This window comes from Arsenophonus nasoniae DSM 15247 (assembly GCF_000429565.1).
Taxonomy (GTDB): Bacteria; Pseudomonadota; Gammaproteobacteria; order Enterobacterales; family Enterobacteriaceae; genus Arsenophonus; species Arsenophonus nasoniae.
On record NZ_AUCC01000034.1, the window covers coordinates 16,084 to 35,452 of the forward strand.

The 19,369-nt window shown below is 38.9% G+C and carries 13 protein-coding genes and 2 pseudogenes; 7 read left to right on the forward strand and 8 right to left on the reverse strand.

What is annotated here, in order from left to right; all coding sequences use genetic code 11:
- Window positions 1–55 precede the first annotated feature (55 nt).
- The 5 genes and pseudogenes from pyrG to dgt all read right to left on the reverse strand — a co-directional run bounded on the left by pyrG (window position 56) and on the right by dgt (window position 8,446).
- Window positions 56–1,693, reverse strand: coding sequence for a glutamine hydrolyzing CTP synthase (gene pyrG / locus G468_RS0109235; RefSeq protein ID WP_026822885.1), 1,638 nt, complete (start codon window positions 1,691–1,693; stop codon window positions 56–58).
- 223 nt (window positions 1,694–1,916) lie between these two features.
- Complete coding sequence (gene mazG / locus G468_RS0109240) at window positions 1,917–2,708, reverse strand: nucleoside triphosphate pyrophosphohydrolase (protein WP_026822886.1); 792 nt, start codon at window positions 2,706–2,708, stop codon at window positions 1,917–1,919.
- Between the two features lie 72 nt (window positions 2,709–2,780).
- Window positions 2,781–5,015 (reverse strand): GTP diphosphokinase, encoded by a 2,235-nt coding sequence (gene relA, locus G468_RS0109245; RefSeq protein ID WP_026822887.1) that lies wholly within the window; start codon window positions 5,013–5,015, stop codon window positions 2,781–2,783.
- Window positions 5,016–5,028: 13 nt separating this feature from the next.
- Window positions 5,029–6,369: a 23S rRNA (uracil(1939)-C(5))-methyltransferase RlmD gene (gene rlmD, locus G468_RS0109250; RefSeq protein ID WP_026822888.1), complete on the reverse strand. Its 1,341-nt coding sequence runs from the start codon at window positions 6,367–6,369 to the stop codon at window positions 5,029–5,031.
- A 551-nt stretch (window positions 6,370–6,920) separates the two neighbouring features.
- Window positions 6,921–8,446, reverse strand: a pseudogene (gene dgt / locus G468_RS20320) (dGTPase).
- Window positions 8,447–8,567: 121 nt separating this feature from the next.
- Between dgt and mtnN the strand changes: the two are divergent.
- Window positions 8,568–9,281, forward strand: coding sequence for a 5'-methylthioadenosine/S-adenosylhomocysteine nucleosidase (gene mtnN / locus G468_RS0109260; protein WP_026822889.1), 714 nt, complete (start codon window positions 8,568–8,570; stop codon window positions 9,279–9,281).
- Window positions 9,282–9,360: 79 nt separating this feature from the next.
- Here mtnN and erpA read toward each other — a convergent pair whose 3' ends face one another.
- On the reverse strand, window positions 9,361–9,705 hold the full coding sequence (gene erpA / locus G468_RS0109265; RefSeq protein WP_026822890.1) for an iron-sulfur cluster insertion protein ErpA: 345 nt from the start codon (window positions 9,703–9,705) through the stop codon (window positions 9,361–9,363).
- A 218-nt stretch (window positions 9,706–9,923) separates the two neighbouring features.
- On the opposite strand from erpA, the gene hemL reads away from it, so the two are divergent.
- Complete coding sequence (gene hemL, locus G468_RS0109270) at window positions 9,924–11,207, forward strand: glutamate-1-semialdehyde 2,1-aminomutase (protein ID WP_026822891.1); 1,284 nt, start codon at window positions 9,924–9,926, stop codon at window positions 11,205–11,207.
- Between the two features lie 63 nt (window positions 11,208–11,270).
- Here hemL and mrcB read toward each other — a convergent pair whose 3' ends face one another.
- Complete coding sequence (gene mrcB, locus G468_RS0109275) at window positions 11,271–13,754, reverse strand: bifunctional glycosyl transferase/transpeptidase (protein WP_026822892.1); 2,484 nt, start codon at window positions 13,752–13,754, stop codon at window positions 11,271–11,273.
- Between the two features lie 301 nt (window positions 13,755–14,055).
- Here mrcB and sfsA point away from each other — a divergent pair, with 301 nt between their 5' ends.
- From sfsA to folK, 5 genes are all read left to right on the forward strand, one after another.
- Complete coding sequence (gene sfsA / locus G468_RS0109280; protein WP_026822893.1) at window positions 14,056–14,760, forward strand: DNA/RNA nuclease SfsA; 705 nt, start codon at window positions 14,056–14,058, stop codon at window positions 14,758–14,760.
- 195 nt (window positions 14,761–14,955) lie between these two features.
- A complete protein-coding gene (dksA, locus tag G468_RS0109285; RefSeq protein WP_026822894.1) occupies window positions 14,956–15,411 on the forward strand; it encodes an RNA polymerase-binding protein DksA in 456 nt (151 codons plus the stop codon).
- Window positions 15,412–15,473: 62 nt separating this feature from the next.
- Window positions 15,474–16,376, forward strand: coding sequence for a tRNA glutamyl-Q(34) synthetase GluQRS (gene gluQRS / locus G468_RS0109290; protein ID WP_026822895.1), 903 nt, complete (start codon window positions 15,474–15,476; stop codon window positions 16,374–16,376).
- Window positions 16,377–16,675: 299 nt separating this feature from the next.
- On the forward strand, window positions 16,676–18,031 hold the full coding sequence (pcnB, locus tag G468_RS0109295) for a polynucleotide adenylyltransferase PcnB (protein ID WP_407062041.1): 1,356 nt from the start codon (window positions 16,676–16,678) through the stop codon (window positions 18,029–18,031).
- A 2-nt stretch (window positions 18,032–18,033) separates the two neighbouring features.
- A complete protein-coding gene (gene folK, locus G468_RS0109300; protein ID WP_026822897.1) occupies window positions 18,034–18,513 on the forward strand; it encodes a 2-amino-4-hydroxy-6-hydroxymethyldihydropteridine diphosphokinase in 480 nt (159 codons plus the stop codon).
- A 312-nt stretch (window positions 18,514–18,825) separates the two neighbouring features.
- Here folK and G468_RS20325 read toward each other — a convergent pair.
- Window positions 18,826–19,369: pseudogene (locus G468_RS20325) on the reverse strand (RNA-guided endonuclease InsQ/TnpB family protein); the annotation flags it as partial.

The window sequence follows — 19,369 nt, forward strand, 5'->3', positions numbered from 1 at the left end:
CAGTACAAGTTAAATTTCAGCCAATGGTAACAAATTAATACCATTAACCCATATCTCATTTCAGTTGGCCTTGCTGATATTCCTTCGCAGCTTTAATAAAACCAGCAAATAAAGGATGACCATCTCTTGGTGTCGAAGTAAATTCAGGATGAAACTGACAAGCTACAAACCAAGGATGGTTAGGATCCTCAATAATTTCCACCAGCTTATTGTCCGCCGAGCGTCCTGCAATACATAAACCCGCTTCTTCAATCCGCGCTAAAAGCATATTATTGACTTCATAACGGTGGCGATGCCGCTCCATAATTGTGTCACTATTGTATAACTGGCGGACTTTACTACCTTTCACTAAATGGCATAATTGGCCACCTACACGCATCGTTCCACCAAGATCACTCTTCTCATTGCGAACTTTAATATTACCACTGTCATCAGACCATTCTGTAATTAAAGCAACTACCGGATAGGGACAATCTGGCGCAAATTCTGTCGAGTTTGCCCCTTCCATACCCGCAACATGACGAGCATATTCAATCAGGGCAACCTGCATTCCCAGGCAAATACCCAAATATGGAATATTATTTTCACGTGCGTAACGTGCTGCCAGAATTTTTCCTTCGACACCTCGTTCACCAAAACCACCTGGAACTAGGATAGCATCTAGCCCTTTTAGTAGCTCGCTACCACGTGCTTCAATATCTTCCGAATCAATCAGTTTAATATTTACTGTTAAACGATTTTTTAAACCGCCATGTTTTAACGCTTCAATAACCGATTTATAAGCATCAGGTAACTCGATATATTTGCCCACCATGCCAATAGTTACCTTACCTACCGGGTTGGCTTGCGCATCAATAACCTGTTCCCATTCGGACAAATCAGCGGCTGGGCATGCAAGTTCAAATTTTTCACAAATATAATCATCTAACTGCTGAGATTTCAATAATGCAGGAATTTTATAAATTGAATCAACATCCTCTAATGAAATAACCGCTTTTTCCGGTACATTGCAGAAAAGCGCAATTTTTGCCCGTTCATTAACAGGAATAACGCGATCAGAACGGCAAATTAACACGTCCGGCTGAATACCAATAGAAAGAAGTTCTTTTACCGAATGTTGAGTCGGTTTGGTTTTAACTTCACCCGCAGCAGGTAAATAAGGTACTAAAGTAAGATGCAAGAAAAGCGTGTGTTTACGACCAACATCAACAGCTAATTGGCGAATCGCTTCCAAAAAAGGTAAAGATTCAATATCGCCCACTGTGCCACCAACTTCAACCAAAACGATATCGTGACCTTCTCCGCCACGAATTATCCGATTTTTAATCTCATCGGTAATATGAGGAATAACTTGAATAGTTTTGCCTAAATAATCACCACGACGCTCTTTACGTAATACTTCAGAATATACGCGACCCGTTGTGAAATTATTACGACGTGTCATTTTAGTACGAATAAAACGTTCATAATGCCCTAGATCAAGATCAGTTTCTGCACCATCTTCGGTAACAAAAACTTCTCCATGTTGGATTGGGCTCATCGTGCCTGGATCAACATTAATATAAGGATCCAGTTTCATTATGGTAACATTCAGTCCACGGGCCTCAAGTATAGCAGCCAAAGAGGCTGCGGCAATGCCTTTGCCCAGAGAGGAAACTACCCCGCCGGTTACAAAAATATAATTTGTTTTCATGCTGAACCTGAAAATTTAGGTGTAAAAGACGATGAATATAACAGGACGGGAAAGCAGTATACCCTAACCTTAAATCTGCTACAAATGTTCTAAACTTTTTAAGGTTAATTTTCATCAATAATCTTTTAATATCAAGAATTAGCTTTCGTCAATTCCTTGTAAAAAATAGCTGTTCGATTATAACATCCTAACTAATATTTAATCCATTCAGCTAAAACAATAATCACTCTTTTTTAATTTGTTGCCAAAGTTTTTCCATTTCATCTAGTGTAGCATTTTCTAATGAACCGCCTTTGTTTAAGATCAGTTTTTCTACTTGGCGAAAACGGCCTTCAAATTTACCACACGCTTTTTGTAATGCTAATTCTGGCTCATGGCCAAGATGGCGCGATAAATTAACCACCGCAAAAAGTAAATCACCAATTTCTTCTTCAATACGCGACGGGATCGGTGTAGGCTTATTTATTTCTGCCAAAACTTCTTCAATTTCTTCATGTACTTTGGCCAATACTGGAGCAAATTTATCCCAATCAAAACCCACCGTTGCACAGCGTTTTTGCATTTTATTGGCTTTCATTAATGCCGGCAGTACTGGTGGAATATCATCTAAAATAGAATGTTGGTTTTTTGCTGCTCGTTCTTTGACTTTATTTTTTTCCCAGTCATAGTTTGCCTTATCGCTCTTTGCGAATGATTGCCCAGCAAAAATATGGGGATGACGTGATATTAACTTTTGACTCACGATTTGGCAGATTTCATTAAAATCAAATAATGCTTGTTCTTTTGCAATTTGAGCATAAAAGACAATATGAAACAGTAAATCACCCAATTCTTCTTTTAAAGCAGCAAAATCTTGACGTTCAATCGCATCCAGAACTTCATAAGTTTCCTCCAGCGTATAAGGCGCTATTGTGGCAAAAGATTGCATTTTATCCCATGCACAACCATGCTCAGGATCACGTAACTGAGTCATCATCAATAACAATCGTTCTATTGTACCTGAATCCGTTTGCATGTTATTTCCATCCGAAGTTAATAAAGATCAAAAACCAATTAACGCACCGCTTGCTAAAACATAATGTAATACTTACGACTTAATGCAACGTTTAGCCTCGAATACATCAGGAAGTTGATTTAATTTCGCTAAAATACGAGCTAAAACCGGTAAATTATAGATTTCAATATTCATATCAATAGTCGCCAACTGTTGTTTAACATCACTACGACTACTAACACTTAAAACATTTACTTTTTCATTAGCAAGAATAGTCGTGATATCTCTTAATAATCCACTGCGATCATTAGCAATAATTCGCAGGCCTAATGAGTAACCACTAGAGTAGTTTTCCCCCCAAATAGCATCGACTATTCTTTCTGGAGCATGCAATTGTAGTTCAATCAGTTGCTCACAATCGATGCGATGGATCGAGATACCTCGACCTTTGGTAATAAAACCAACAATATCATCACCAGGAATTGGCTGACAACAACGAGCAATATGGTGCATTAAGTTGCCAACACCTTCTACAACGATGCTTCCACTCTCCTTCATTGGCAAGCGGATAGCAGATATTTTATCTTCCAACGTCTTTAAAGCAGCGCGATCGGCTTCTTCGGCTGTGGTTTGGCTAAACTTATTCTGTAAAAAATTTACCAGTTGATTAATACGAATATCACCAACGCCAATACCCGCTAGAACTTCATCCAACGAATTAACGTTGTAGCGCGTTAATAACAACTTTTCAGCCTCTTTTAAACTTACCGCCAGATGATTAAGTTCATTATCTAATATTTGTCGCCCTGCCTGGATATTCTTGTCACGATCCTGCTTACGAAACCAATTGTGGATCTTAGCGCGACCACGGCTTGTGGTAACGTAGCCTAAATTTGGATTGAGCCAGTCACGGCTAGGGTTTGGATACTTTTGCGTGATAATTTCAACTTGATCTCCCATCTGTAAATGATAACTAAAAGGAACAATTCGGCCGCTGATCTTAGCGCCAATACAGCGATGGCCAACATCACTATGAATATGGTAGGCAAAATCAAGTGGCGTTGAGCCAGCAGGTAAATCAATAACATCACCTTTAGGGGTAAAAACATAGACGCGATCATCGAAAACCTGACTACGAACTTCATCAAGCATTTCCCCTGAATCAGCCATCTCTTCCTGCCAGGCTATCAATTTTCTTAACCAGACAATACGATTTTCATAGCTACTCTCTTTGCCCGTTATTACCGCTCCTTCTTTATATTTCCAGTGAGCTGCAATGCCTAATTCAGCATCTTCGTGCATTTGCCGAGTCCGGATTTGTATTTCAATTGTTTTACCATTGGGCCCTAATACCACAGTATGAATAGATTGATAGCCATTCGGTTTAGGGTTAGCAACATAATCATCAAACTCATCAGGTAAATGACGAAAATGGGTATGCACAATACCTAATGCAGCGTAACAGTCTTGTAAACGTTCAACGACAATACGCACAGCGCGAACATCAAAAAGTTCATCAAAAGCCAGATATTTTTTTTGCATCTTTCGCCAGATGCTATATATATGCTTCGGGCGGCCATAAATATCTGCTGTAATGCTTTCCTTTAACATAAAATGTCGCAGTGACGAAACAAAATCATCAATATATCGTTCACGATCGATACGTCGTTCATGAAGTAATTCAGCAATCTTTTTATATTCATCCGGGTGTAAATAATGAAAACAGAAATCTTCTAGCTCCCATTTCAATTGCCCAATGCCTAAACGGTTGGCTAAAGGAGCATATATATTTAAGCACTCTTTTGCTGTTAAGACTCTTTCATCTTCGGAGCGTTCCCTGACCTCACGTAAGTAGGCAATACGTTCCGCTATCTTAATCACCACGCAACGAAAATCTTCCACCATGGCGAGCAACATCCGGCGAATATTATCTACCTGGCTAGAACTTTTTTCGCCTAATTGGTTAGCATTCAGTTGGCGAATGGCGTCCATCTCCATTACACCTTTAACCAAAGCGTGAATCGATTTACCAAACTCAATATCGATAATTTCTTCAGTGACAATTTTGGCATCAACTAGGGGAAATAGCATTGCTGCACGCAAACTATCGAGATCCATACTTAATGTGGACAGGATTTCTGCCATCTCGATCCCACGCCAAAGCAGTAATTGACCATTTTCATAGTGCTCAACTTTACTATCGCAGTAATGCCAAACTTCAATTAATTTTTGTTCTGAGTCATTAGTGGTAAGTTTGAGACTAGCAACCCATTTATCAACGGCAAATTCGCCTGCAGATGTCAAATGAGCGCTTCTAATTGCAACCATAATCTTTCCTTGCCTATTTGCTTGAATCGCGACAAAAAAGTGCCATAGACTCTAGATGACTAGTATGCGGGAACATATCTAACATCCTGACACTCATAAGTTGATAACTGGCTGTAAGTAATTGTTTACTATCTTTCACTAATGTCGTTGGGTTGCATGAGATATAAACAACCCGTTCTGGCTTAAGCTTGATAATATGTGACATTACGCCTATAGCACCTGCGCGTGCAGGATCTAGTAAGATTTTGTTAAAGCCCATTTTTGCCCAAGGTTGGCAATCTATGGCAAGCTCAAGATCAGCTTGATAAAACTCCGCATTAGTTAATCGATTTAGACTTGCGTTGTAGCGTCCTTGCGCTACCAATTCAGTAACTCCTTCAACACCAACAACCGAATGAACATGACATGCGATGGGCAAGGTAAAATTACCCATGCCACAAAATAGATCCAAAACCCTATCTTTCGGCTCAAGCGCTAACCAATCCAACGCTTGCGCAACCATTTTTTTATTAATTTCGGGATTTACTTGAATAAAATTCTGCGGATCAAATGTCAATTTCACATTCTCAATAGAATAATAAGGATCACTATCATTACTTGCTGAACTAACAAGTTTAAGCTGTTTGGCACTGTTGTCGACCAAATAAACATTCAGATTATAGCTTCTGGCAAAGGCAGTTAATAACATTTTATCATCAGTAGCTAATGGTTTAAGGTGACGCAAGATAACACTCACACCGTTATCCGCATTAACAAGCTCAACATGACCTAAATGTTTAACTGCAGCCAATTTGTTTAAGCAGTCAGCCACAGGCAGTAATAATTTTTCTAGTTCTGGTTGTAGTACAGGACACATTTTCAGCTCTACCAACACATTTGATTGGTTCTGACGAAATCCCATCCGTAAACGACGTTCTGCATGTTGGTAATGAAGACCAAACCTCGCTCTACGACGATATCCATACTCACTGCCTGCGATAACTGGCAATGATTTTACTGCTCTTCCGGTTTCACATTGAAATAAATATTCTAACCTACTGACCTTAGCCGCACGTTGAAGAGTTGGCGTCACATGTTGTTGTTGACAACCGCCACAGATACCAAAATGACGACAAAAAGGTGCCACCCGATCAAGGCTATCAGTCAATCGTTTGCTCACTTTTGCTTTGGCAAATTGTCTTTTCTCTTCCGTAAGTTGAATTTGTGCTTGCTCACCTGGAAGTAAATTAGTAATAAAGATTGTTTTTCCTTGATAATGGGCGACACCTTGGCCCTGAGCATCAAGACTTTCAGCTATTACTGTCAAATTATCGGGCTTAACTTTACGCTGCCGGCAAGAATAAAATTGTACCATATCATTAAAGGTGTAAAATTTTGTTGGTCTATTAATGTCTATTAATAAAGAAACTGTCATCTCATATATTGTGGAAAATTAAGTTCATTTTATTCATTTTCTCAATGAGGATGAAGAATAGTATCACATCTCAAAGCAATTGATGTAAATTATCTATCATTAAATGTTCGTTGTTTGTAATTTTATGGAATAAAATAAGAGATCTTTTTTATTTTTGTATAAAAATAAAAACAATGGAGTAAATTCTCAAAAATAAAATAAACCAATATAATATTGTAAAATAATGTTATAAATTTATAACATAATAAAGTTTATTAAGATCTCACTTTCTGAATTATGTTATAACTAATTTGTTACTAATTTCTAATAATAAATATTAACAAAATCGCTTTAATTATATAAATAGAAAAATTTAAGTGACGATGGTCTTTAAAGTCAAAATGTTTTCACTTAACTGATTTTAGCTGTGTATTTAATTAATACGCATAGTCTAAAGCATTGCTTAAAATATTTCCCAATGTATATATTCAAACAATGCTTATTTTCATTTTTTAATTTTTCACCGTAAATTTTCGATATTCTTGATAAGCATAATGATCGGTCATACCACTAATATAGTCTTGTATAAGACGAGCACGATAATAAAATTCTAATATATCTTTTTCTGTCTCATCAGTAGTACAAATTCCTTCAATGGCTTCACCATAAGCCAAACAATGTTTAGTTGATAATTTATGCAATAAGCGTGTTTCGATGAAATATTTCTTGTGATACTTATCTTGATAAAGCTGAATAAAATCAGCGCGTGGCATTAATAATAAAGGGCGATAAAAGTTTAGTAAGCCACTAATTATTCGATAACCTTGTAATTCTAATTGTTCAACTTCAGGATGGGTAAATACATGTTTATGGGCAACGCCTTTCAACACCTCTAATAGATGATGTTCATCACTTTTATCTTCCAATAAGGCACTATTAAAACTTCCTGCATAAATTTCAGCTAAATTTTTAATAAAACGATGAGCACTATAGGACGCCAATTTACTAATAATATTAACTCTAAGATACATAAAAAATTGATCTTGCTTACTACGCCTTGTTTCATTGTGATTAATGCTTTTATAAGCTTTTTCTACCGTCTGTTCAAATAAGTCACCTTTGGCTTTTTTACCTGTTTCCAACCAACCTTGTCGTAAATATTCCAACAACTGATCAACACTAAAAATACCTTTTTCAACCGCATCATCTAAATCAGCAATACAGTAAGAGATATCATCTGCGGCTTCCATAATATAGCAAAGCGGGAAACGGCAATAGGGTTCCATATCCAATTGACGAACAACTCTTTAATAAAACTATCTTCTGACCAAAAATAACCCGGTTTTTTAGTCAAATAATCAAAATCTTTAGGAATTTCATCCAGTTGATAAGCACCTTTAGTATATTTTAAGATTGAGCCAATTTGAGCATAAGTCAGGTTCAATTTTAATAATTGATGGATCATCCTAAGTCCCTGGGCATTACCTTCAAATTGACAAAGATCTTTACGCAATTGGCAACGAAGCAAATCTTTATTAGGTTCGTTTTTTAACTGGAGAAAATTAATCTGGTATTGATCGCTAGCCTTTGATTTATTAGAAATAAATTCAGCGTCAAGTAATGTTGAAAACCAGCTCTTAATGGCAGCTTCACCAAAATGACCAAAAGGTGGGTTACCTATATCATACATCAAACACGCCATTTCTATCAAACTTTCAAACGCATCAAGACGCTCAGAAAGACCATAAGTTGCCAGTAATTTCTTTTTTTTCAATTGACTGATCACGGTCTTTGAAATAAAACGGCCAATTTGCTGCACTTCTAATGAATGAGTTAGACGACTGCGAACTGCAGCATTTTGTTCTAAAGGAAAGACTTGAGTCTTCTGTTGTAATCGACGTATGGCTGCAGAATTAATAATGCGTCCTCGATCACTTTCAAATTGACGATTAACTTGTTCTTCATTCTTTGTATCAACATTGTAATCACTATATTTACGCAGAAAATTGAGCTTTTGCCTAAAATCAATCTTGGACATTTCTCCTCCTGATGATGAAATATCCCCAGCTAATGGGCACAGTTAACTTTTTTTGGTTTTCAATGTTACAATGGCACGGATCTGACAACATGTCTAATTAATCAACAGTGAGTATGACACAATGAAAGTTGCGATAATAGGTGCAATGGAGCAAGAAGTGGCATTATTGCGTGAGCTAATTGATGCTCAGTCTGCATTGTCACGAGGTGGCTGCGAAATCTATTGCGGAAAATTTAATGATCTTGATATCGCATTATTAAAATCAGGCATTGGTAAAGTTTCGGCGGCAATAGGAACAACCTTACTAATAGAACATTTTGCGCCTGAAATTATTATTAACACTGGCTCCGCCGGCGGATTAGTGCCTACTTTGCAGGTTGGCGATATCGTGGTTTCCAGCCAAGTTTGCTATCATGATGTCAATGTCACTGCTTTTGGTTACCAACCAGGCCAAATGGCACAATGTCCGGCTACATTCAATGCGAATAAAAAATTGATAGAACTGGCCGAAAAATGTATTGAAAAATTGGATTTACAGGCGATTCGCGGTTTGATTTGTAGTGGTGATAGCTTTATTAATGGCGCTAAAGCGTTAACCTATATTCGCCAAACTTTCCCTGCTGCCATCGCGGTTGAAATGGAAGGCGCTGCAATTGGTCATGTATGTCATCAATTTGGTATCCCATTCGTTGTTGTGCGTGCAATTTCTGATGTCGCTGATAAAGAGTCTCATCTCTCTTTTGAAGAATTTTTGCCTGTCGCTGCTCGTCAATCAAGCCTAATGGTGCAAACAATGTTGGCAAATTTAGCTAACTCAAGCCAAAGTAGTAGATGAGCTATTAACAGCCATTTCGGCAAGCTAAAATAGAGCCCCATACTAAGGGTTATTAATTACCCTTAGTAAGGTTAAGTGATTAAATACTAAATGAAGAACCACAACCGCAAGTTGTTTTGGCATTCGGATTGGTTACCACAAACCGTGCCCCTTCTAATCCTTCAATATAATCAACACAACCACCAACCAAATACTGTAAACTCATCGGATCAACGATTAATTCCACGCCTTGCTTTTCAATCGTTAAATCACCTTCATTCATTTTATCATCAAAGGTGAAACCATATTGAAAACCACTACAGCCCCCGCCAGTAATATAGACGCGCAAACGCAAATTGGGATTTTCTTCATCCGCAATCAGCGCTTTAACTTTATTTGCTGCAGCATCAGTAAACTGTATAGGCAATGCAGTATCATTACTCATTTCTAACTCCAGGCCGACATGCCAATCAATAGACACAGGAAGCATCAATACTTCACTGGACAAGGGGCAATTATCTAACAGCCGGCCAATTGATTCAAGATCCAGCCTAAATTAACTGATTTTAAAAAATTCCCCCTAAATTTGCTATTTGGTTTACTCGCAATACTGCTTTAAGATATGGCAAAAATTTCTGCTGGACAAATGCTTGGAGTTATTTAATGAGTCAATCTGAAACACTTTACCTAAAAGCTAAAAAATTTATTCCTGGCGGTGTCAATTCACCCGTGCGGGCGTTTAATGGTGTTGGCGGCTCTCCATTATTTATTCAGCGAGCTAACGGCGCTTATATTTATGATGTTGATGGCAAAGCTTATATTGATTACGTCGGTTCTTGGGGGCCAATGATTTTAGGTCATAACCACCCTATTATCCAGCAAGCAGTCATTCAAGCGGCAGAAAATGGCCTGAGTTTTGGTGCCCCAACCGCTATTGAAGTCGTAATGGCAGAAATGATAAGTCAACTTATTCCATCCATCGAAATGGTTCGTATGGTGAATTCAGGCACAGAAGCCACAATGAGTGCCATAAGGCTCGCTCGCGGCTATACAGAACGGGATAAGATTATTAAATTTGAAGGCTGTTATCATGGACATGCCGACTGCCTTTTAGTTAAAGCTGGCTCAGGTGCTTTAACTATCGGTCAGCCTAATTCTCCTGGCGTCCCTGCGGATATTGCTAAACATACGCTGACCTGTACATTTAATGATTTAGATTCTGTACGGCAAACTTTTGCCCAATATCCGCACGAAATCGCTTGTATCATTGTTGAGCCAGTAGCTGGCAATATGAATTGTATTCTACCGGAAGCTGAATTTTTGCCCGGGCTACGCACATTATGTGATCAATTTGGCGCACTACTGATTATTGACGAAGTCATGACCGGTTTTCGAGTTGCCTTAGGTGGTGCGCAAGCACATTATCAAGTCAAACCTGATTTGACCTGTCTAGGCAAAATAATCGGCGGTGGTATGCCTGTTGGCGCATTCGGTGGCCGCCGTGAACTGATGGAAAAACTCGCACCAATAGGGCCAATTTATCAAGCTGGCACATTATCAGGCAACCCATTAGCCATGGCTGCAGGCCTGGCTTGCTTAACTGAAGTCGCTAAACCCAATACCCATAAACGCTTAACAGAACTGACGACAAAACTTGCTAACGGTTTGCAAGAAAAAGCGCAACAAGCGGGTATTCCGTTCATTGTTAATCATGTTGGCGGCATGTTTGGTCTATTTTTTACCCAAGCAACCCAAGTTAATTGCTACCAAGATGTTATGCGATGTGATATTGAGAAATTTAAGCAATTCTTTCATTTAATGTTAGACCAAGGCGTTTATTTAGCCCCTTCAGCATTTGAGGCGGGTTTCATGTCCATTGCGCACAGTCATGAAGATATTGATCGCACAATCAAAGCGGCAGAAAATGCGTTTAACAAGATGCAATAATCATTTTTAAACATAAAAACCGGCGCCAATTTTTTTAATACAGCGCCGGTTTACTCGCTTTTTTTACTGCCCAAACATCTCTTTTACCCAAGCGGGCGCATCATTACTATTTGTCTGCTGTTCATTTAAATTCAAGTTTGGCTTCAACAATTGTATCCCTAGCTGACATAATGCTTGGGGATCCTCGGTCCATACTGGCAAAATGCGATATCCACCACCTGCGCAGTTAAAACTACCATCGCTATTCACGCGCATCTCAGTAATTCCTTCTGGTGGGCGATTATCCAATGCCAATGGGGTTTGGTTTTCTAAATAACGACGATATAGTTGCAATGCCCCACTTGCACCAGTAAGATTTGTCGGTCCATTATTATCACGACCGGCCCAAGCGATTGCCACTTCCTTACCATCGATACCAGCAAACCAACTATCGCGTAGATCATTCGTTGTTCCCGTTTTACCGGCTAAATGATATTGAGCAAATTTATTCATTAATGAACGAGATGTTCCGCGCTCAACCACTTGTTGCATACCATAAAGTGTTAGATAAGCGGCTTGCGGAGAGACTGCCCGCTCGGCAGATGGATAACTTTGATAAAGCTCATTGCCATCACCATCAATCACAGAGCGCAATGCCGATAAGGACGCTCGATTGCCACCACCACTAATGGTTTGAAACATTTGCGCTGTTTCTACTGGCGTTAAGTTCAACGCCCCTAATAACATAGCGGGCACTTTTTCTATCGCGTCGCTTGGCACGCCAAGACTTACTAGTACTTTACTAACTTGATCCAAGCCAACGCTTAAGCCAATATTTACCGCCGGGATATTCAACGAACTGGCCAAGGCATCAATCAACATGACCTGCCCCCGAAAGCGGCGATCATAATTTTTCGGTTCCCATATTTGGTTATCAAATTTGACACTAATTGGTTCGTCAGGTACCCAGGTATTTAAACGAAAACGATCCGGTTCACTTAATGCGGTAAGATAAGTCGAGGGTTTAGCCAATGAACCAATTGAGCGGCGAGCATTTAACGCTCGGTTAAAACCAGAATATTGTGGTTGCGAGCCGCCGACCATAGCGCGAACTTCACCATTAATACGGTCAACGACGACCATCGCACCTTCAAGATCAGGCAACTTACGTGTTTTACGTAAATCAGCTATTCCCTGCTCGACGGCATTTTCAGCCGCTTGTTGTGAGACCGGATCTAAGGTAGTAAAGATCTTAGCACCGGAAAGATTATTTACTTTATCCCCTAATTTTTCAGCTAATTCTTGCCGAACGAGCTGCATAAAAGCGGGTTGAGGTGTTAAAACACCACTTCTAGATTTCACGCCCAAAGGACGAGCACTCAATATATTATACATTTCATGATCGATAATTTGGCGCGTTTCCAACAGCTTTAACACTAAATTGCGACGCTCAAGGGCCAGTTTAGGGTTACGCCATGGGTTATATAGTGATGCCCCCTTCACCATACCAACTAATAATGCTTGTTGATCAATACTCAGCTCATCGATTGGACGACCAAAATAATAGAGACTAGCAAGAGGAAAGCCCCGAATTTGCTCATCGCCACTTTGGCCTAAATAAACTTCATTTAGATAAAGTTCAAGAATACGTTCTTTGCTATAGCGAGAGTCCATTAAAATCGCCATATAAGCTTCATTGGCTTTACGTATTAACGTTCTTTCATTACTCAAAAATAAGTTTTTAACTAATTGCTGGGTTAACGTACTACCACCCTGAACAGTCTTACCGGCCATTAAATTAGCAATAACCGCACGTCCAATAGAATAAATACTGACGCCATCATGCTCATAAAAATGCCGGTCTTCCGTTTCAAGCAATATTTTGACTAAAGAATCAGGAAAATCTTCTCTCGGCAAGACTAAGCGTTGCTCATTGTTAGCCGATTGCATCATCGTGATAAGTTTTGGATCAAGCCGAAAAAAACCAAATGAACGGCCATTTTCCATATTAGTAATATTAGTGAGGCGAGCTTGTTCAAAACTTAATTTAGCCAAAATCTGTTCTTCTCTTTGATCAGGAAAGGAAAATGGCCGGCGTAACATCTCAATCGTATTATTTTTAACAATATACTCACCAGGTAAAGTGATTTTATTTACCTGACGATATTGCATGCCATCTAATAATCGGATCATCTCTTCTTTACTGTAATTCATCCCTGGTTCAAGATTAACCATTCGACCATAAACAGCTGCCGGTAGATCCCAAACTTTTCCATCAAGACGTTCACTGATTTTCTGATATAAATAGATACCATAAACACCAATTAATAGTGCCAAGACGATGGCAATTTTGACAAACAACCAAAACCAACGCCATCTGTTATTTTTAGCTGGCCGAGACTTATTGTCTTTATTTGCCATTAGTTCTTCTTCCTCGCTGTCATCAATATCTTCATACTCATAATCATAGTTGTCTAAGCGATTATTTTGCTGAGATTTTGATTTTTTACCAGTGGACTTTTTCTTAGATTTGCGCCCAATAGGTTCATAATTATCTTTGTCAAACATGGTATAAAATTAATTTTTATTTACTAGTAATTTATTATTAGCCCAAGATCTTAATCATAACTTACAGATACTTTTTTCATATATCTCATTAAAACAAGATTTTATCATAATTAAATAATCAATATCCGCTACATAGTAGCTTTATATCCTGATGGTGACTGTTATTATCGCTATCCCATTTAATGAACACTATCTATTCACCAATTTATATATAAAAGCAACAATTATTAACTTTTAATGCCAAACATTGTAGCATTATTGTTGTCTTTGGGCGCATCTATCACTACTGGAGTAATTACCAATGTATCGGTTTCCGCCACTAAAATCAGCACAATTAGTAAAGCGTTATAAACGTTTTCTCGCTGATGTTATTACACCATCAGGTAAATTACTAACTATTCATTGTGCCAATACAGGCGCTATGATCGGCTGTGCAACACCTGGAGATACGGTTTGGTACTCAACATCAAATAATTTTAAGCGAAAATATCCCTATAGTTGGGAACTGACACAAACACAAACTGGCGATTGGATTTGTGTTAATACTCATCGAGCAAATGATGTTATTTGTCAATTTGTAGTAGAAAATAAAATTCCGGAATTATCCGATTATGATAACATTAGCCGAGAGGTGAAATATGGCGACGAAAATAGTCGCATCGATCTTCTACTAACCAAAAAACAGCATGTTAATTGCTATATTGAAGTCAAATCAGTCACCTTACTAGAAAACAATATCGGTTATTTTCCTGACGCTGTTACAATCAGAGGGCAAAAACATTTACGTGAACTATCCTTGATAGCTGAACGAGGTGAAAGAGCCGTTTTGTTCTTTGCCGTACTTCATAGTGGTATAAAGAAAATGTCTGTTGCAAGCCATATTGATTCTCATTATGCTGCGCTCTTAAAGCAAGCAACGAATTTTGGTGTTGAAATACTCTGCTATCAGATTAAAATATCAGAAAAAGGGCTATCAATGGATAAAAAAATATCCTTTATTCAATAAACCAAGCTATTATATTCTTTTAGGCAAAATTCGTTTTACTTACAAAAAAGGCAGAGAACACGCGCATCACCCTGATACAGTAAAACGAATTGTAAGAACCATTGCTAAGTATGAAGTGTTCTGTTATTTATAGCGACCTTAGTTTTTCCCCATTGAGGGGTTCTTTATGAAAATTGCGTGTGTAGGAGAAGCATTATGCAAGAAGGGCAAAAACCTAAAACCTCGTCCTTAAGCATTCTCGCCATCGCTGGGGTAGAGCCCTACCAAGAAAAGCCAGGCGAAGAGTACATGAACGAAGCCCAACTCAAACATTTTAGGGTTATTCTCGAAGCATGGCGCAATCAACTCAGAGATGAAGTCGACCGCACTGTAACTCATATGCAAGATGAAGCAGCCAATTTCCCTGATCCCGTTGATAGAGCGGCACAGGAAGAGGAATTTAGCCTTGAGTTACGTAATCGCGATCGCGAACGTAAGTTGATTAAAAAAATCGAGAAGACAATAAAAAAAATTGATGATGAAGATTTTGGTTATTGTGAAAGCTGTGGGGTTGAAATTGGTATCCGCCGCTTAGAAGCTCGCCCAACAGCTGATTTATGTATTGATTGCAAAACATTAGCTGAATTACGTGAAAAACAGATGGCGGGTTAGCCAATAATCTTACACCAATAAAATAAGGTACACAGAAGTGTACCTTATCCTTTTGATAATCAATGAGTAATTCAATAATTACTAACGTTTCACCCTATATTGGACGCTTTGCGCCGTCCCCAACAGGTGATCTGCATTTTGGCTCGTTAGTTACAGCGCTTGGTAGCTACCTACAAGCCAAAAAAAAACAAGGAAAATGGTATGTCAGGATTGATGACATCGATACTGCTAGAGAAGTGCCAGGGGCGGCTTCGCGCATTTTAAAAACGTTAGCGCATTATGGCTTACATTGGGATGGTAAAATCATCTATCAGTCACAACGGCATGATCTTTACCATGACACTTTAGCGCAGCTAAAGCAGTGCTATGACTGCTACTATTGCCGTTGTACACGCCAACGTATTAATGCTATCGGTGGTTATTACGACGCACATTGTCGCAATCTTGGTTTATCTTCTACAGCAGCAGCTTTGAGAATCATACAGTCAAAACCGGTTTATGGTTTTTATGATCAATTACAAGGTGATTATGTAGCGCCTCGCTCTTTGGCTGAAGAAGACTTCATTATTGTGCGAAAAGATAATCTATTTGCTTATAATCTTGTTGTCGTTATTGACGATCATGACCAAGCTATTACCGAAGTTGTTCGTGGCGCTGATCTGATTGCGCCAAGCGTTAGACAAATTTCTCTTCATCACCTTCTCGCTTTTCCGGTACCCGATTATATGCATTTACCTTTAGTATTAAATCGTTTTCATAATAAACTTTCTAAACAAAATCATACCCCGCCGCTGCCGATAAACGATCCGCGGCCTATTTTAATTGATGCACTAAATTTTTTATCGCAACCAACTATTATTAATTGGCAAGACCTTACTACTGAACAATTACTGAACCAAGCTGTACAAAATTGGCAACTTAATAGCATTCAACCAAACGGCAGAATTGTTACAAATTATGATTAATCAGCAATTTTTATCCTACTTAGGCATTCTCAAAAAAAATCCTATAAGATATGATTAATTATTAGTATTTATTTTTTTAACTAGAATCGCATTAGATATCGAGGTGTATTATTTTTACCCGGGTAGCCAATTTCTGTCGTAATTTATTGATACGAGAAGAAAAAAACAATCGAAGTAAACAGAAATCTTATGATAGTTCTGCGACCAACACTAAGTCCAAGACTAAGGTAAAAGCTTTACTAACAAAAAGATATCGGGGTACGAAAACCATTAAAAGTACTCAATTAGCAGATAAATCTATACCTGCCTCTGCTATAAATACTTCAATATCCATAATTCCACGAGATAAGCATCCTATCTCGCGCAGAGACATCAGTGACAATGCACTGAAAGTTCTTTATCGTCTCAATAATGCTGGCTATGAAGCCTATCTGGTCGGTGGTAGTGTCAGAGATTTACTATTAGGTAAAAAACCTAAAGACTTCGACGTTACTACAAATGCGACACCGGAACAAATTCGCAAATTATTTCGTAACTGTCGTTTAGTCGGACGCCGTTTTCGTTTAGCACATATCATGTTTGGTTATGAAATCATCGAAGTCGCTACTTTTCGTGGTTCTCATGAACAAACTGATACTAATAATAAGGACATGGCTCACAAAGCACAAAGTGGTATGTTACTGAGAGATAATATTTTCGGTAACATTGAAGACGATGCCATTCGACGCGACTTTACCATCAATAGCCTATACTACAGAATTAACGATTTTACCCTACGTGATTATGTGGGTGGATTTGAAGATTTAAATAACGGTATGATCCGCTTAATTGGTGATCCCAAAATTCGTTATCGAGAAGATCCCGTTAGGATGCTACGCGCTATTCGATTTGCTTGTAAACTAAATATGCAAATCGATGCCGAAACTGCCAAGCCTATTCCACAACTGGCATATTTGTTAAAAGACATTCCATCGGCACGTCTATTTGAAGAGTCGCTCAAATTACTTCAGACTGGTCAAGGTTATCAAACCTATCAACAATTAAAACGTTATAATCTCTTTCAATCATTATTTCCGCTAGTTGAACGCCACTTCACCGCCAATAATGATTCACCGATGGAGCTTATCATTAATCAGGTGCTGCAAAATACTGATTATCGAATAAAGAATAATAAACGTGTTAATCCGGCATTCTTATTTGCTACCATGTTGTGGTACCCACTGGTAGAACATGCAGAAAGACTTTCTCAGGAAAGTGGTTTACCCTATTACGAAGCCTTTGCTATCGCAATGAATGATATCCTTGATGAGCAATGCCGCTCTATCGCTATCCCTAAACGGCTTACTTCAATAATGCGCGATATTTGGCAGCTACAATTGCGACTACCAAGGCGCCAAGGGAAAAAAGCAGATAAACTACTTGAACATCCAAAATTTCGCGCTGCGTTTGATCTGCTAGAGCTACGCGCCAACGTAGAAAAGCGGCGTGAATTAGAAGAACTGGCTCATTGGTGGGCTGAATTTCAACAAGCCAGTAATAGCCTACAACATGAAATGATCTCGGAGTTAGGTAATATACCAACTCATCGTCGTAATTGGTCGCATCGCCGAAATCATACTAACCGTAAACCGATAAAAAATAACCGAGTTAATTAAAGATGGAGCGTGTTTATATCGCCATTGGCAGCAATCTAAATAATCCTTTACAACAAGTACAAAGTGCTATTAAAGAGTTGCATCAATTACCCAATACCAAGCCGGTTACCGTTTCTTCTTTCTATCATTCTAAACCTATGGGGCCACAAGGGCAACCTGACTATCTGAATGCCGTTATCGCGTTAGATACTGAGTTATTGCCCGCAACCCTGCTTGAACATACCCAATCGATTGAAGCAATGCATGGTAGAACACGTAAAGCTGATCGTTGGGGCCCAAGAACGCTTGATTTGGATATTATGTTATATGGCCAACAAATTATTCAGACAGCACATTTAACTATCCCCCATTATGGCCTTAAAGAACGGGAGTTTATGCTTTATCCTTTAGCTGAAATTGCCCCTAAGCTACACTTTCCAGATGGAGAATTGCTCAGCGATAGGTTGCAGCTGGTTGCTAAAAATGGACTGACTTTATGGTAACTTAGCCAATAATTCAATTGGCGATATGAATTTGTTAATGCTGGAATTTGGCTTACGCTTTAAGCCTCAATAAGTTAGCAGCGAGAACAATAGATGTTGACCACACGCTCCGCCATCAATTGCGCTAACCATCAGCCAAAACTAACAAGTATTATCAGAAAATAACAAAAACTTATCCCAGCAACATAGAAATAATACAGCAGAAGCGCTAAAAAATAGCGCAATTCCTGGTATTTTTAGCGCACTGTATACGAGTAAGTGACTGCTCCCCGCCGTAAACGGCGAGGCTTCCCACTTCTCAGACCGCAACCGTCTTACGACGGATTCACGCTGGTCTCCATGGGCTGAAACGACGTGTCCCGCCGCTTGTAATTCCAATATACCCTTGTGTCGGATATTGATTGCCGCATTGATATCGCGGTCATGTTCAACTCCACATTCAGGGCATTGCCAGATACGCTTATGTAGTGGCATTTCTGACATTTTGTGACCACAGCAATGACAGGTTTTCGTACTGGCAAACCATTGATCCAGTTTTACCAGATGTATGCCTTTTTCTGCGGCTTTATATTCCAGTTTTGTGATAAAACCATGCCAGCTTGCATCACCGATAGCGCGTGCCAGACAGCGGTTTTTCATCATGTTCGCCGATTTCAGTGTCTCTACTATTACCGCTTGGTTTTCGTCAACAATTGCACGAGAGAGTTTGTGTTGAAAATCAGCACGGGCATTCGCTACCCGTTCGTGTACACCTGCAAGCTGTATTCGGGCTTTACGGCGATTAGTACTCCCTTTTTGCTTGCGAGATAAGGCTTTTTGTTTTCGACGTAGGTTATGGCTGGCATTGATAAGGTGG